Raw genomic sequence first — 17,798 nt, forward strand, 5'->3', positions numbered from 1 at the left:
CCTATACTGAGCGGCATTATGACGAAGAAAAAAGCACACAAACCTGGCTCAGCCACAATCGCGCTAAACAAGCGCGCACGACACGAATACTTTATTGAAGAAGAGTTCGAAGCAGGACTCGCCCTGCAAGGTTGGGAAGTCAAATCCCTGCGCGCGGGTAAAGCCAACATCGGCGACAGCTATGTCATACTCAAAGACGGCGAAGCGTTCCTGTTTGGCGCCAACTTCACGCCGATGGCGGTGGCCTCAACACACGTGGTATGCGACCCCACCCGAACCCGTAAACTGTTGTTAAACCAGCGTGAACTCGACTCCCTGTATGGTCGTATGAATCGTGATGGTTATACCGTCGTTGCGCTTTCGTTGTACTGGAAGAATGCCTGGTGCAAAGTGAAAATTGGCGTTGCGAAAGGTAAGAAACAGCACGACAAGCGCTCTGATGTGAAAGAACGCGAATGGCAGTTAGATAAAGCGCGTATCATGAAAAATGCTGGCCGCTAAATGCTACTCCCCTGTGACCAGTCTCTCCTCCTGAGACTGGTTCTTATTTTTTAGTTATCGAAACCCACACAATACATTCACCGAGTTTATAGTTTATTTATGCTGAATCGTTCAGATATGAAATAAACCCCCTGTCATTACCGTTGCGGTCTATAGTCCAATAATATAAAAGTTCAAGACCATAGCATTCATATTTCCATTTATTTAATAACACTATTATTACTATTGTTTATTATATTGACATTCATTTCAATAAAAACAAAATCATTTAAATACAATTAGTTGCCATGAAAACAACCGTTAAAAGCAAACTGGAAAGTATCCTTTTCAAATGACTAATTACTTTTTTAATATGGATAAGTTGCAGAATACTTTCTTTCTGACTATATCATCTAATACGAAAGAACTATTCAGCCGAAAGGGCCCAGACGTATTTAATCAATAAACTAACATCTATGTGACCTAATCAATGAAACTACATGTGTAAATTCATCTTTATGATGAATGGAGCCCCTGTCTGCTCATTTTCCCAACGCGCTGTTGCGGATTAATACTCCCGGCATGCCATCAGGAGTGAACATATGCGTCTACTCGCCGTTGTATCAAAATTAACTGGCGTTTCCACAAATGTTGAAGCCTCTGAAGTTACGCTCAGTTCACCTTCTATCGTGAAACTGTCTGTGTCGCGTGAGGAGGTGAGTCAACTCACGCGCGTTAATCAGGATCTGGTTGTCACACTCCGCTCAGGTGAAACCATCACCATTAAAAATTTCTACCTCGGAAAAGGCGAAGCGCAAAACCAACTTGTTCTGGAGGACAGTAATGGCGCACTGTGGTGGGTTCAGGATACTGACGGAGCATTCCATTTCCAGCACCTGGACGATCTCACACCGCTGATGACGGCCGAAGGCAGTCATGAAGGCGGCGCCGTCTGGCCGTGGGTTCTTGGCGGGATCGCTGTCGCTGGCGGGATTGGCCTCGCTGCGGGTGGTGGCGGCGGCGGTGGGAGTGATAATAACGCTGGAAACGGTAACGCTGGAAACGGTAGCGCTGGAAACGGTAATGCCGGGAACGGCAATGGTAGCGGCGGCAATGGCAACGGCGGCAACGGTAACGGTAACGGTAACGGTAACGGTAACGGTAACGGTAACGGTAACGGTAATGGCGACGGTGATGGCGACGGTGACGGTGATGGCGGCACACCGCCAACGACAACTCCTAACAGGCCAGACGTCCCCGTTATCACCAGCATAATCGATAACCAGGACCTGATTACTGGCCCTGTCAATCAGCAGGAATCCACCAACGATAATACGCCGACACTCCAGGGCACCGGCCCCGCGAATGCCACATTACATATTTTTGATAACGGCGTCGAAATAGGCCAGGTCACAATCGATGCCAACGGCAACTGGTCGTTTACGCCATCCTCTCCTCTGGCAGACGGCACACACCAGTTTACCGTCAGCGCTTCAAACGGTGCTGGCAGCAGCGGCATGTCGGACAGTTGGGAAATTATTGTCGATTCGCTTGCCCCCGACGCCCCCGTGGTCACTCAGGAAACCGACAATGTCGGTTCCATTACCGGCTTTATCGCCAATAACGGCGTAACCGACGATGCTACGCCGACGCTCACTGGTACAGGCGAAGTAGGTAGTTTCATCAGCATTTCTGATAACGGCATTCTGATCGGCATGGTCCGGGTGGATGACAATGGGAACTGGACATTTACACCAGACATTCCGCTCAGCGATGGTGTTCACAATCTGACGCTGACGCAAACTGACGCCGCGGGTAACGTAAGCGCGGAAACGCGCGTGCCGACATTCACCGTTGATACCACCCCGCCTGCAGCCGCAGTCATTTCCTCCGTTAATCCGGAAGGTACAACGGTAACCGGTAGCGCTGAGGCGGGAAGCCTGGTCATTATCATCGGCAGTAATAATCAGGTTTTGGGTTCAACAACGGTCGGTCAAACCGGCAATTTCGTCATCGCGATTTCGCCCTCACAGACGCACGGTGAAGCGCTGATCGCGAAAATTCAGGACCAGGCAGGCAACATCGGGCCAGATACCTCTTTCAATGCCACCAACTCTGGCTACCCGGGCGTGCCTGTTATCGTCAGCATAATGGATGATTTTGCCCCATCAACCGGACCATTGAGCAATAATCAGGCCACCAACGATAATACCCCCACGCTCTCTGGCACTGCCGACGCCAACAGCACGGTTAACATTTATAACAATGGGGTGTTTGTCATAAGCGTGCTAGCTGATGCCAGCGGCAACTGGACCTGGACCTCCAACACCAATTTGCAGGACGGCTTACACGCCTTCACCGCCACCGCGACAAACCAGTCAGGTACAGGAGGCATGTCACCAGCGTTCAATATCAGCATCGACACCCAGCCACCGTCGCCACCTGATGATCTCAACGTATCTGCGGATGGGACTGTCGTCACCGGAACGACCGATCCAGGTAATACCGTGGTTATCACCGGCAGTGGCGGAACTCAGATCGGCAGCGGCGTCGCCGGAACGGACGGCTCATTTACCATCACCATTAACCCACCACAGACCAATGGCGAAACCATTGAAGCCATCGCAACCGATCCGGCAGGAAACCCAAGCCTGCCAGAAACGGCGCTTGCACCAGACATTACCGCGCCACAGCCCCCAACAAACCTGCTAGTTAATGGCACTGGCGACCAGGTCACCGGCAAAGCCGAACCCAACAGTACGGTCAATATTCTGGATCCAGATGGCAATATCATTGGTACGGCAACTGCCGATACGGATGGGGATTTCACCGCAACGCTGGTTCCGCCGCAAACCAACGGCGAGACCCTTACGGCAAATGCGACCGACACCGCAGGCAACAAGGGCGACAACGCCTCTGTCACCGCACCGGACACCACCGCACCTGATGCGCCAACCGGCGTCACCGTCGCCGGAGACGGCGGTTCTGTAAGCGGACATGCTGAAGCGGGAAGCACCGTCACCGTTAAAGACAGCAACGGTAACCCGATTGGCATAGGCCAGGCTGACAGCGGCGGCAATTTCACCGTGTCTATAGCGCCGTCGCAAAAGAACGGCGAAACGGTAAAAGTCACCGCAACGGACAGCAGCAATAACGAGAGTCAGCCTACCTCCGCGTTGGCTCCGGATATCACTGCACCAAACCAGCCAGTTATTATTGCCGTTACTGATGATGTTGACGATTTCACTGGCCCCATCAATAACAATGGGTTAACCAACGACGATAAACCGAAAATTGAAGGCATCGCCGAAGCAGGTTCGCGGGTCAAAATTTATGATAATGGCACCCTGCTTGCGACCGTTAACGCTGATAACAACGGTAACTGGAACTATACGCCCACCGCAGCACTAAGCCAGGGCGCGCACGTATTTACGGTGACGGCAACAGACGCTGCCAACAACACCAGCAGCGCCGCCAGTTGGAAAATTATTGTCGATAGCATCGCCCCAACCGTTCCAGTAATAACGTTGGTTAACGATGATGTTGGCAGCATTACGGGCAACGTTGCAAATAACGGTTGGGTCACCAACGATAACACGCCAACCCTCTCGGGTACCGGTGAACCAGGTTCACTGGTGAGCCTGTACGATGGCAGTCTGTTGATGACGGTTATTCTTGTCGACAGTTCAGGCACCTGGAGCTATACCGTTCCGGGAAATCAGGTGCTCAGCGATCGCACTCATCAGTTTACGGTATCGGCAACCGATGCCGCCGGTAATGTCATCACCTCACCCACTGTGGTCAGCGTTACCGTAGATACTCAACCGCCAGGCGATCCTGTCATTTTGGCTGCCACCGACGACGTTGGGAATGCGCCGATCGATCTGCTTTCCGGAAGCCGTTCAAACGATACCTTACCAGAGCTGAAAGGAACCGGAATAGCCGGTTCTACAATCACCCTCTATGAGGGTTCCACGCCAATTGGCAGCACAACGGTTTTACCCGCCGGCACCTGGAGTATTCAACTCAGCCAACCGCTCAGTGAAGGCGCACACAATTTATCCGCTATCGCCACGGACGCTGCAGGCAACGCCAGCAATGCCGGGAACTTTACGCTGACGATTGATACCACCCCACCAGTTGCCCCGGTTATCAGCTCTGCAGAAGGTCTGATTGGGACAAATCTACAAACGCTGAATAACGGCAGCAGTACCAAGAGCTCGAATCCCGAACTCTCCGGAATCGGCGAGCCCGGCGCGAAGATTACGATTTATGATAATGGCGGTTCTATTGGCACCGTCACCGTACAGCCAGACGGCACCTGGACATTTACCCCAACCTCACTCGCCGACGGACCGCATAAATTTACCGCCACGGCGACTGACGTCGCGGGCAACACGGGGATCCCATCGGCAAGCTTTACTCTGACAGTAGACAATACGCCTCCCGCACAACCAGCCGCGCCAATCATTACCGACGATGTGGCTCCGGTAACGGGTGTGGTCACTAATGGCAACACCAATGACACCACGCCAACCTTTAGCGGCACGGGGAACGTCGGGGATCTGATTACCCTCTATCTTGCTGGTACTCCCCCATTGCAGGGAACAGCAACAGTAGGTGCAGACGGTACCTGGAGCTTCACTCCGTCAGCACCGGTTGCTCCTGGTAGTTATCAGGTAACTCTCACCGCAACCGATCCAGCAGGCAACGTCAGCCTGCCATCTAACGCCATAACACTGAACATCGACACGACGCCGTCTGCACCTCCGGTGATTAGCGCCGCCAACGATAATGTCGGTGACGCCACGGGCGACCTTGCGCCAGATGCCGTGACTGATGACACCACGCCAACCATTCGCGGTACTGGCACAGACGGGGATACCATCACCCTGTATAACGGGGGGACGGTAATCGGTACTACAACGGTGGCTGGCGGAACCTGGAGTATTACGCCAGGGACTGCGCTGGCGAACGGAAGCTACACGTTAAGCGCTACCGCAACCGATCCGGCAGGTAACATCAGCAGCAATTCAAACAGTATTTCGTTTACGGTTAACAACACGAAGCTGACGTTGCCGCAGGTAACGGATATCCAGGATAACGTTGGAATCTTTACCGGTTCGCTAACCAGTGGCAGCGTCACGGACGATACCTCCCCGACCATTAGCGGGACCGGCACACCTGGCAGTACCGTGCTTATTTATGAGGGTAGTAATCCTGTTGCTACTGCCACCGTGGCCGCGAACGGCACCTGGAGTGTGGATGTTCCCCTCACGCCGAACGTCACTCACACACTGACGTTCGGCGCAGTGGATGCCGCAGGTAACTCACTGGCTGCAGATAACCCGCTGACGTTGATTGTCGATACCCAGCCGCCTGCAACGCCTACGGTTACCAGCGTAGATCCTAACGGGACGCTGGTAAGCGGTACGGCCGAAGAAGGCAGCACCGTGATTATTCGCAGCGGTAACACCATTCTCGGCCAGGGGGTGGCAGACGGTTCTGGTAACTTTGCTGTCACCATTTCGCCAGCGCAAACAACCGGTCAGGCGCTCAATGCCATCGCTCAGGACCCCGCCGGAAATCAAAGCGACCCTACAACGTTTAACGCCGCTACCTCCAGCGTTCCGCATCCACCGACTCTTGAGATCGTTGATGACATCGCGCCCATCATGGGGGTGATTGGCAACGGTAAAACCACCAACGACACCTTACCGCTGCTGCAAGGGACCGCCACTGCAGGGGCATCGGTGACTATCTATCAAAATGGCGCATCCATCGCCACGATAACCGCCGATGCCGTGTCTGGCGCATGGAGTTATCAGCTACCCACTGCGCTGACTAACGGCATTACCTATAACTTCACGGTTTCACAAACGGTGGACGGTACCCCAAGTGGTCTGTCGCCCAACTACGCAATCACCATCGACACCACGCCCCCGCAGGTGCCAACTATCACCAGTATTATTGACGATATTGCCCCCGGCACCGGATCGTTGGATAAAGGGCAAATTACCAACGATTCACGCCCGACGTTTAACGGAACCGGCGAAGCGGGGGCAACCATCACCCTTTACGATAATGGCATCGCTTATGCCACTACCACGGTAAACAGCAACGGATTCTGGAGTTTTACCCCGACCGCTCCGCTGGGAGAAGGCGACCATATCTTTACCGCTCGCGCAACAGATGCCGCAGGCAACCAGGGAGATCCATCCGGTGATTTCCAGATCATTGTCGATACCCTGGTGCCGAATGCCCCCTCTATTGTGACAGTCACAGACAACGTTGGTACAACCCAAATCCTGACCTCCGGGCAGTTGACCAACGATAATACCCCAACGCTTGCTGGCGTTACCGAGGCGGATTCGCTTGTTACCATCCGCGATAACGGGGCGGTCATTGGCACAACCATCAGCGATGAAAACGGCAACTGGAGCTTTACGCCTGCGCCTGCCCTCGGTGAAGGCAGCCACTCGCTGACTGCCACCGTCACAGATGGCGCGGGCAATATCAGCCCGGCAACGCCACCGTTTGTGGTTGTCGTCGACACGCTGCCGCCAGCGGCACCGACCATTACCTCCGTAATTGACGATCAGCCTGGCAATACAGCGCTGACCAACGGACAACTGACAAACGATGCGCAGCCTACGCTGAACGGCAAAGGCGAGATCGGCACCATCATCACGATCCGTGATAACGGCGTCGCCATCGGTACAGCGCAGGTGGACGAGTCAGGCAACTGGCGCTTCACACCGGATGCACCACTGGGACAGGGACAACATATATTCACCACCGTTGCCACCGATCAGGCAGGTAACTCCGGCGGAGTATCATCATCGTTTACTATTGAGCTGGACTCAGTTGCCCCGTCAATCCCGGTCATCAGCTCAGTTCAGGACAGCACCGCACCGACAACAGGCCCGATAACCAACGGGCAGACCACGAATGAATCCCGTCCGGCCCTGAGCGGCACCGGTGAAATTGGCGCGACCATTACCGTCCTGAGCGATGGTCAGCACATCGGCACCACCACCGTTGGGGCAAACGGCACCTGGAGCTTAACCCCAACGGATGCACTCAGTAACGGTCCGCATACGCTGACCGTCACCGCCACCGACAGCGCCGGTAATACCAGCCAGCCATCCAATAGCTTCGCGCTTATCGTGGATACCGTGTTGCCTGGTACGCCAGCGATTACTCAGGTTGCAGATGATGTCGGCCCGCTGATCGGTAATCTGAACAACGGTCAGGCCACGAACGATCCACTCCCGACGCTAAGCGGCACGGCTGAAGCCAATGCCACGGTAAGAGTTTACGATAACGGATCGTTTATCGGCTTTACCTCAGCAGATGGCACGGGCGCCTGGAGCTTCACGCCAGGAACAGAGCTCGGCAACGGTAACCACGCGCTGACAGTGACAGCCACCGACGCTGCCGGAAACGTCAGCCCCACGTCCGCTGGATTTAACATCGTTGTTGATACCGTCGCCCCGCTTGCGCCAACGATTATCCAGGCTTTTGATGACGTGCTACCGGGAACCGGAACGCTGTCGAGCGGGGCCTTTACCAACGACACCCGTCCCGTACTCAACGGCTCGGCGGAAGCCGGTGCCCGGGTAGCCATCTACGATAATGGCACACTGCTGGCAACGGTAACTGCGGCGATAGACGGCACCTGGGAATATCTGCCTGCCGCGCTGGGTAACGGTCAGCATGTGTTTACCGCTATCGCCACCGATGCCGCCGGAAACGTAAGTCCCACCTCCGGCGGGTTTATTATTAATGTCGACACCATTGCGCCATCCGCCCCGCTGCTGGTCTCAGTGGTGGATGATATCGCAGGCGGCGTGTTCAATGCGGCACTCAACAACGGACAACTGACCAACGATGCGCGCCCGACGCTGAACGGTACCGCCGAGGCAGGCAGCACCGTCAGCATCTATGATGGAAGCACCCTGCTGGGTACGGCGCTGGTGCAAAATAATAACAGTTGGTCGTTTACCCCAACTACGCCGCTGACGAATGGATCGCACACCTTCACCGTCACCGCAACAGATGCGGCGGGCAACACCAGCAGTGCGACGGCCGGCTTTAGCGTGGTGGTCGACACCACGGCGCCGACTCGGCCTTCAATCAGCAGCATTATTGACGACGTCGGGCCAAACACCGGGGCGATTGGCGCTAATCAGCCAACCAACGACGCACGCCCAACGTTAAGCGGCACCACAGAAGCCAACGCGCGGGTCGATATTTACGATAACGGCAGCTTTATCATCAGCGTGACAGCGGACGGCAGCGGCAACTGGAGTTACACCCCAACCACCGCGCTGGCACAAGGTACCCACTCCTTTACCATCACCGCAACGGACAGTGCGGGTAATACCAGTGGCATATCGTCTGCGGCAGCGATCGTGGTCGATACCGTCGCCCCGGGCATTCCTACAGGGCTGGCGGTAAACGCCAACGGTACCACGCTCACCGGCGTTGCCGAGCCAAACAGCACGGTCATTATTACCTCCAGCGGTGGAACGGTGCTCGGCACGGCAACCGCCAACGCCTCCGGTAATTTCACCTTCACGCTGAACCCACCGCAAATCAGTGGGCAAACGCTGCAGGTCAGCGCCCAGGATGCCGCAGGCAACATCGGCACGGCGGGTAACGTTCTGGCACCGTTTACTGGCGTACCGCCTGCGCCGGTTATTGCCACCGTTCTCGATGACGTCGGTACGATCACGGGGCCCGTCGCCCCCGGCAAAACAACCAATGATACGCTGCCAACGCTCAGCGGAACGGCGCAGGCTAACGCCATCGTCAGCCTGTACAACAACGGCGTGCTAATGGGCACCACGACCGCAGACGGTAACGGGATCTGGAGCTTTACCCCATCCGGGGCGCTCAGCGAAGGTAACCACGCGTTTACCGCCACTGCAACAAACGCCAACGGCGCAAGCGGGTTGTCCAGTTCGTTCAGCGTGATTGTGGACACCACGCCACCGACCGCGCCAACGATACTGATCAGCGCCGATGGCGGCACCGTCAGCGGCGTCGCCGAAGCGGGAAGCACGGTCACTATCTCCCTGCCCGGCGGCACCAGCGTGACGGCAATCGCCAACAGCAGCGGTGTCTACAGCGTCAACCTGCCGGTTCGCCAGATTGAAGGCCAGTCGCTGTCCGCCACAGCGACCGATGCGGCGGGCAATACCTCATCGCCGACAAGCGCTATCGCACCGGTATTGCCACTGCTGGCTGAAGACAACGTCACCAGCCTGCCTCTGCAAACCGATGTTATCGTCAGCACCGATCATCAAAGCGATTATGGTTTCCTGCTGGTTAATGCCTTGGGGAATGTCGCCAACGTGCTGGGGAACGATACGGCAAGCGTTAATTTCAGCATCGCTTCTGGCGGCAGCGGGTCCATTACGATCAATGCCGCCGCGACCGGCGTGGTGCTGTCGCTGTTAAACACGCTTGAAGTCGTTATCCAGCGCTTTGACACCGGGCTGAATGCCTGGGTAACGGTGGTGGATACCGGGAAACCAGACTTCGCCAGCCTGCTCACCCTGGGCGCCTCGGGCGTAACGCTCAATTACGGCGGACTGACTGGCGGTGATTACCGCGTGGTCAGTTACAACACCAACCTGCTGGCGACCGGGGCATACACCAGCCTTGATGTCTCAGTGGTAAAAGCCAGCGCAGGGACCATCATCGGCGGTACCACGGAATCCGGGAACATCATCACGGATACCGATCCCGCCAACGGGCAGGATAATGCGCCTTCCGGCACGCTGGTCACCGCCATCACCGACGGTAACGGCAACGTCGTGAATATCCCGGCGGGCGGCATTGATGTTCAGGGAAAATACGGCATCCTGCATATCAATCAGAACGGTAGCTACACCTATACTCTGACCAATACGTCAATCTCAGTGTATGGACGTTCCGAAAGCTTCACCTACACGCTGACGCATGGCAGCGATCACTCCTCGGCAAAACTGGTGGTAACGCTCGGTCAGGCCCCAACCACCAGCACGGTAACCGCGGCAGACGATGCAGCAGTGCTGACTTACGGAACGCAGGTCATCGCGGTTGACCACTTGCCTTCACAACAAACCGGCTTCACGCTCGCCAGCGTCGGACTCGGCAATGTGCTGGACGTCAGTCTGGTCAACGGTCTGACTAACCCGATTAAGTTCAACGTTGACGATGGCGCAACCCGCACGCTGACCGTACAGGCTAATGTTCTCGGCGTGACGCTTGGCGGCTTCGATCTCTATGTTTATCGCTTCAACGAGTCAATTCAGCAGTATGAGCAGTACCGGGTACAGCCAAACTGGGTCACTGCCCTACTGGGCGGAAGTTCGTCAGCGTATACCATTACGCTACCGGGTGGCGATTATCTGTTCCTGCTTAACGCTTCCGGCGGCCTGACGCTGCTGACCAGCTATACCCTGAATATTCAGGCCGATCACACCTACGCCGTCGACAGCCTGAGTGCGACAACCAATGGCAATCTGCTGGTCAACGACTCGGCTCCGGCCAATACCGTTATCACCGAAGTAAACGGTATCGTCGTTAACGGGACGGGCACTACCACTATTAATGGGCAGTACGGCACGCTGACTATCGATGCGAAGGGGAACTACACCTACACGCTAAGAAGCGGACTGGGTGCCGACGGTATCAACACCCCGGACAGCTTCGTGTATAAGGTAAGAGCACCAAACGGCGATACCGGCAGCGCCTCGCTGAATATCAAACCAACGCCGCAGCCGCTGGACGCCGTAAATGACGTCAGCAGCACGATGGCGGTCACCACGCAGGCGGACACCTCCAGATTGTTTGCTGACAACAGCGTCGGGAACGCCAGTTGGAACGCCCAACTCCTTTCTCCCACCTCACAAAATGGCACTGGCGTCATTGAGGTCGCGACGGGAACGGCGGTGCAAAACGCCATACTGCATTTTAACGTTGCTTCAGGTCTGACGCTGGGCGGACTGACCGTCACCTGGGCGCTGTATGACAGCAACAACGTCAAGGTTGCCAGTAACTCATTCAACGGTGGATTGCTTATTGGCGGCAATATCGATATTGCCTTGGGGATCATGTTGCACCCCGGTAACTATCGACTCGACTACACCGGCAGCGTCGGGGCTTTAGGGCTGGGGAATATCACCATCACCCCTAGCGTGAAAGGCACGATAATCGACCTGCAGAACGTCGAAACGTCCGCGGCAAACAGCGTCGCCGGCAACATTTATGACGGGGACCATATTGCCAGCGTGCATACCTTGCTGACGGTGAGCGGCACGGGCGGTAGCACCGCCACGCTGGATCCGCTGAGCAGCACGACCAGCGCCATCATTAACGGGTTGTACGGCAAACTGACCATTGGCATTGATGGTCATTACACCTACGCCCTCAACAGCGATGTCTCACTTTCCACCATCCTCACCAAAGAGACATTTACTTACACCCTAAACGATCAGAATGGGCATACCGATACCGCTACGTTGACCATCAACATGAATCCGCAGGTTGTAAGCACCGTAGATGCCGATCGTTTTACCGGCAGTGTCTACGGCGATACGCTGATTTATCACCTGCTCAACGCCAACGACGCTACCGGTGGTAACGTTGGCAATGTTGGCGTTGGACCTACCGACAACTGGACCAACTTCTCGCTGGCCCAGGGCGACAAAATCGATATCGGCGACCTGCTGGTGGGCTGGAACGGGCAGAACGCTACGCTCGGCAACTACCTCACCGTGACCACCAACGGTAACAACACGGTGATTGCCATCGACCGCGACGGTACGGGCAACACTTATCACTCAACCAATCTCATAACGCTGGAGAACGTACACACCACGCTCGATGAGCTGGTGCAACAAAATCACATTGTGCCCTGAAGCTAACGCATAACGTTAAAGCGCCATAACTACAGCCCCGGATGCCATGACGTCCGGGGCAATAACAGTCGTCGCTGCCGTATTTTGTAAGGGATAAACTATGAGAAATGTCGCGCCTGTTGCCTTACTGCTGGCATTAACGCTCTGTACCCTGCGGGTGAATGCCGAAGATGAACCGCAAATTATTACGCCGGAAGGCCTGGCCACCAGCCAGATGCTGCCCTCGCTGGACGGCGCGGTTGCCGATCTGCCGCTGAGCGCCGCCGCCCCCGGCAGCCTGACGCTCAACGACGCGGTGAGTCGCGCCGTGAGCTGGCATCCTTCTATTCGTGAATCCATCGGCAAACTGCTCTCACAAAATGAGCAGATCGATGTGGCGAAATCAAAATATTACCCGCAGGTTTCTGCCGGGATGAATAACGGTTACAGCAATACTTACACCGATCACGGCTTTAGCCCGGCTCTGGTTATTTCAGTGTCGCAAATGCTGTACGACTTCGGCAAAGTGGCAAGCCAGGTCCGTGCTGAAACCGCCGGATCCGCACAACAGCAGGCGAATGTGTTACTCAGTATTGATACCATCGCCCACGCAACCGCCAACGCGATAGTCCAGGTGCAGACGTGGCAGCAAATGGTGGACGCCGCCGAAGAGCAGCTCAGCGCCTTGAACGGTATTGGTCGGCTGACCCGTCAACGCAATGATGAAGGGGCAACCTCGCTATCCGACGTGGTGCAAACCGATGCGCGTATCGAGTCTGCACGTTCTCAGTTGGCGCAGTATCAGGCTAATCTCGACAGCAGCAAGGCAACGCTGATGAGCTTCCTCGGCTGGAACTCGCTTAACGGCATCAGCAACGAATTTCCGGTCAAACTGGACAGCAGTTGTGATGTGGTCAAACCGGACGATAAGCTGGTTCCTGCGGTGCTGGCGGCATGGGCGCAGGCGAATGTGGCACAGGCAAATCTCGATTACGCCAACGCGCAGATGACGCCCACTATCTCCCTCGAGCCGTCGGTTCAGCACTATCTCAACGACAAATACCCCAGCCATGAGGTGCTCGATAAAACCCAGTACTCCACGTGGGTAAAAGTCGAGATGCCGCTGTATCAGGGGGGCGGACTCACCGCCAGACGCAACGCCGCCAGTCACGCGGTGGAGTCTGCACAGTACTCCATCCAGCGTACCCGACTTGAAGTACGGCAGAAATTACTGGAATCCCGCAGCCAGGCGATGAGCCTCGCCACTGCCCTGCAGATCCTGCGTCGCCAGCAACGGCTGAGTGAACAAACGCGCGAGCTGTATCAACAGCAGTATCTGGACCTCGGGTCACGCCCACTGCTCGACGTGCTTAACGCCGAGCAGGAGGTATATCAGGCCCGTTTTGCTGAACTCCAGACTCAAAACCAGCTGCGCCAGCTCCAGTTGAACTGCCTCTATAACACCGGATCGCTTCGCCAGGCGTTCGCCTTAAATAACCGCAGTATTCAATCGGTGGAGATAAAGCTATGAGCGACGTCGATACACATGCGGAAGATGCGATTGGCGAACACGCCCTGAGCCTGTGGGCGCTGGCGATGACGCATATTGCCAGCCACTATCGCGTTGCCTGTTCGCCCGGCGCAATCCAGGCCAACGCCCCGTGGTTTGCGGGAAAAAGCCGAGCTATGGCCCTGTCGCAGCTGGCGCGTCAGGCGGGGCTGTCATTTCATGCGCTGGATACCGCCACGCAGGCATTCGGCCAGTGGCGTCTGCCGGTGGTGGCGGAACTGCGCGACGGCCAACTGATGGTGATAGAACATTTCAACGGTGAAGATGCGTTGGATGTTTTTATCATCGCCGAAGAGGGCCAGCGTAACCGACTCACAGTTGCAGAACTTCTGCCGGAGCTCGTGAGCATTACTGCGCTGCGCCCGCTGTCAGCGCTGAAGGACAGTCGGGTAGACCGCTATATTTCGCGCTTCAGGCCCGACTGGATGCGCGAACTGGTGTTACAGGACATCCGCCCTTACCTGCCGGTCATGGTTGCCGCCTTTCTGATTAACGTCCTGTCGCTTGCCGGGATTATCTTTTCGATGCAGGTCTATGATCGGGTGATCCCCGCCCAGTCTTATCCAACGCTGTATGTTCTCTCCACCGGCGTTCTGGTGGCGGTGCTGTTTGGCTTTTTGCTGCGCGAAGCGCGTACCCACATAATGGACCTGCTCGGCAAACGCGCTGATATGCGCATTTCCGATCGCGTGTTCAGCCACGCATTGCGGCTGCGCAACAGCGCCGTTCCCCGCTCGACGGGGAGCTTTATTTCTCAACTGCGCGAGCTGGAACAGGTTCGCGAGATGATCACCTCCTCGACCCTGTCGACGATTGTCGATCTACCGTTTTTCTTTTTGTTTATCGTGGTGCTGGCCTTTATCGCCCCGCCCTTGGCGTGGATAGCCCCCGTCGCGGCCCTGCTGATGATCCTGCCCGGTTTGCTGTTACAGAAGAAACTGGCGGTACTCGCCAACCAGGCAGCGCATGAATCCACCCTGCGCAACGCGGTGCTGGTCGAGAGCGTTCAGGGGCTGGAAGATATCAAGCTGATGCAGGCGGAAAACCGCTTTTTACAGCAGTGGAACAGCTACATCCGTATTACCGGAGAGTCCGGGCTGCGCACGCGCAAGCTGACTCAGGGGCTGATTGGCTGGGGCATGTCGGTACAAAGCCTGGTCTACGCCGCCATCATTATGTTCGGCGCGCCGATGGTCATTGAAGGCACAATGACCACCGGGGCGGTGGTGGCCGCGTCGATGCTCGGTTCCAGAATGATTGCCCCGATGGCGAACCTGTGCGGCGTGCTGGCCCGCTGGCAGCAGGTCAAGGCGGCGAAGATGGGGTTAGACAGCATCATGCAGCTTCCCGCCGAAACGCAGTACGATGAAGACCGTGTGCATCAGGAGATTTTTCACGGCCATTATCTGTTTGAAAACGCGCACTTTCGCTACCACAGCGACGATCAACGCGTTCCGCTGCGCATCTCACGTCTGGAGGTCATGCCCGGTGAACGGGTGGCGATCCTCGGGCGTAACGGCGCCGGGAAATCAACGCTGCTACAGGCCATGGCGGGCGGCGTGGAGATTATCCAGGGCGATGTCCGACTCGATAACCTGAGTCTGGCGCAGATCGATATGGCCGATTTACGCCGCAATATCGGTTTTCTCAGTCAGAATGCGCGGCTGTTTTTCGGCACCCTGCGCGAGAACCTGACCCTCGGCGCACCGCATGCCAGCGACGGGCAGATCTTCGAAGCACTGGAGGTCAGCGGCGCGGCGGCTTTCGTTAAACAACTCGCCAAAGGGCTGGCGCACCCCATTATGGAGGGCGGCAACGGCCTGTCCGGTGGACAACGGCAGTCGATCCTGCTGGCAAGAATGCTGCTGCGATCGCCCAATATCGTGCTGCTCGACGAACCCAGCGCCTCGCTGGATGAACATACCGAACGAGAGTTTATTCAGCGCCTGAACCAGTGGCTGGGCAACCGAACATTGATTGTCGCCACCCATCGCGTACCGGTTCTGGAGCTGGTCGAGCGCGTAGTGGTGTTAAAAGAAGGTCAACTGGTCATGGATGCCCCGAAAGCGCAGGCGCTGAATGCGAGCCGGGCACCAGCCCCTACTCACGGTCGGGAGTGGAAAAATGAAAACCAATCCGCATGACGCTGCCATGGACGACCTCGATATCCGCCGCGAGCACCGTTTCTCCGGGGCCAGCCGCATTATTCTGCTCAGCACACTGCTGTTTGCCGTCCTGGGTATCTGGGCATATTTCGGCAAACTGGATGAAGTCTCGACCGGCAGCGGGAAGGTAATCCCCAGCTCGCGCGAGCAGGTATTGCAGTCGCTGGATGGCGGCATTCTCGCCGAACTCACGGTACGCGAAGGAGATAAAGTACAGGCTAATCAGATTGTCGCGCGCCTCGACCCCACTCGCTCTGAGTCCAACGTTGGGGAGAGCGCCGCCCGCTATCGCGCTTCACTGGCTTCCAGCGCAAGGCTCAATGCCGAAGTTAACGATCTGCCGCTCGTTTTTCCCGCTTCACTACGCGCCTGGCCGGATCTCATCGCCTCCGAAACGCGCTTGTATAAAAGCCGCCGCGCGCAGCTCGCTGATTCTATGGCAGAACTGCAGGATGCGCTGGTCTCGGTAAATAAAGAGCTGGCCATAACCCAACGGCTGGAAAAAAGTGGTGCCGCCAGCCACGTTGAAGTGCTGCGTCTGCAACGACAAAAAAGCGATTTAGGATTAAAAATCACCGATCTGCGCTCACAATACTTCGTGCAAGCGCGGGAAGCGCTGTCAAAAGCCAATGCCGAAGTGGATATGCTGGCGGCTATTTTGAAAGGACGCGAGGATTCCGTCACCCGCCTGACCGTGCGTGCGCCGATGCGCGGTATTGTGAAAAACATCCAGGTCACTACCATTGGCGGCGTTATCCCGCCCAATGGCGAGATGATGGAGATTGTACCGCTGGACGATCATCTGCTGATTGAAACTCGCCTGTCTCCGCGCGATATCGCTTTCATCCACCCCGGCCAGCGGGCGCTGGTGAAGATAACCGCTTATGACTACGCGATTTACGGCGGTCTGGAAGGCGTAGTCGAAACTATTTCCCCGGACACTATTCAAGACAAAGTGAAACCGGAAATATTCTACTACCGCGTGTTTATCCGCACCCATCAGGACTTCTTACAGAACAAACTGGGACGCCATTTCTCCATCGTACCGGGAATGATTGCCACAGTGGATATAAAAACAGGTGAAAAAACCATCGTCGACTATTTAATCAAACCTTTTAATCGCGCAAAAGAAGCGCTGCGTGAGCGGTAAATCCTTGAGGATTAGGGGTTGCGGGGGCTGGTCACGCGTGTCACAAGTCTGTTATACTTGCTCTAACACATTGGGGCTGATTCTGGATTCGACGGGATTCGCGAAACCCAAGGTGCATGCCGAGGGGCGGTTGGCCTCGTAAAAAGCCGCAAAAAAATAGTCGCAAACGACGAAAACTACGCTTTAGCAGCTTAATAACCTGCTCTGAGCCCTCTCTCCCTAGCTTCCGCTCTTAAGACGGGGATCAAAGAGAGGTCAAACCCAAAAGAGATCGCGTGGAGGCCCTGCCTGGGGTTGAAGCGTTAAATCTAATCAGGCTAGTCTGGTAGTGGCGTGTCTGTCCGCAGGTGCCAGGCGAATGTAAAGACTGACTAAGCATGTAGTACCGAGGATGTAGGAATTTCGGACGCGGGTTCAACTCCCGCCAGCTCCACCACTTTTGATAGGACTGCAACCGGACAGCGGCAATAAAAACAGCCACTTACGGACACTGACCAGACAGCAGGCAGACCGAGAAAAGACAAAAACATGCACGTGAA

5 protein-coding genes and 1 other RNA gene are annotated in these 17,798 nt (G+C 56.0%); all 6 read left to right on the forward strand.

The genetic code is table 11. The features are described 5' to 3' along the window. The first annotated feature begins 18 nt into the window (after positions 1-18). The 6 genes from smpB (at position 19) to ssrA (ending at position 17,695) form a co-directional block, all read left to right on the forward strand. Positions 19-501: an SsrA-binding protein SmpB gene (gene smpB, locus BZK42_RS25020; RefSeq protein ID WP_003031211.1), complete on the forward strand. Its 483-nt coding sequence runs from the start codon at positions 19-21 to the stop codon at positions 499-501. Between the two features lie 581 nt (positions 502-1,082). Beyond that, on the forward strand, positions 1,083-12,395 hold the full coding sequence (locus BZK42_RS25025) for a BapA/Bap/LapF family large adhesin (protein ID WP_080860768.1): 11,313 nt from the start codon (positions 1,083-1,085) through the stop codon (positions 12,393-12,395). A 100-nt stretch (positions 12,396-12,495) separates the two neighbouring features. Next, complete coding sequence (locus tag BZK42_RS25030; RefSeq protein WP_046275995.1) at positions 12,496-13,905, forward strand: TolC family outer membrane protein; 1,410 nt, start codon at positions 12,496-12,498, stop codon at positions 13,903-13,905. Beyond that, the gene (locus tag BZK42_RS25035; protein ID WP_080860770.1) at positions 13,902-16,088 is read left to right on the forward strand and encodes a type I secretion system permease/ATPase; all 2,187 of its coding nucleotides are present in this window, start codon (positions 13,902-13,904) and stop codon (positions 16,086-16,088) included. Before BZK42_RS25030 ends, BZK42_RS25035 begins: the two co-directional genes overlap by 4 nt. A gap of 7 nt (positions 16,089-16,095) precedes the next feature. Further along, positions 16,096-17,259, forward strand: coding sequence for a beta-barrel domain-containing protein (locus tag BZK42_RS25040; RefSeq protein WP_085951071.1), 1,164 nt, complete (start codon positions 16,096-16,098; stop codon positions 17,257-17,259). Positions 17,260-17,331: 72 nt separating this feature from the next. Next, positions 17,332-17,695, forward strand: a transfer-messenger RNA (tmRNA) gene (gene ssrA, locus BZK42_RS25045). Positions 17,696-17,798: the final 103 nt, after the last annotated feature.

The sequence above is a fragment of the Citrobacter braakii genome (genome assembly GCF_002075345.1).
Taxonomy (GTDB): Bacteria; Pseudomonadota; Gammaproteobacteria; order Enterobacterales; family Enterobacteriaceae; genus Citrobacter; species Citrobacter braakii.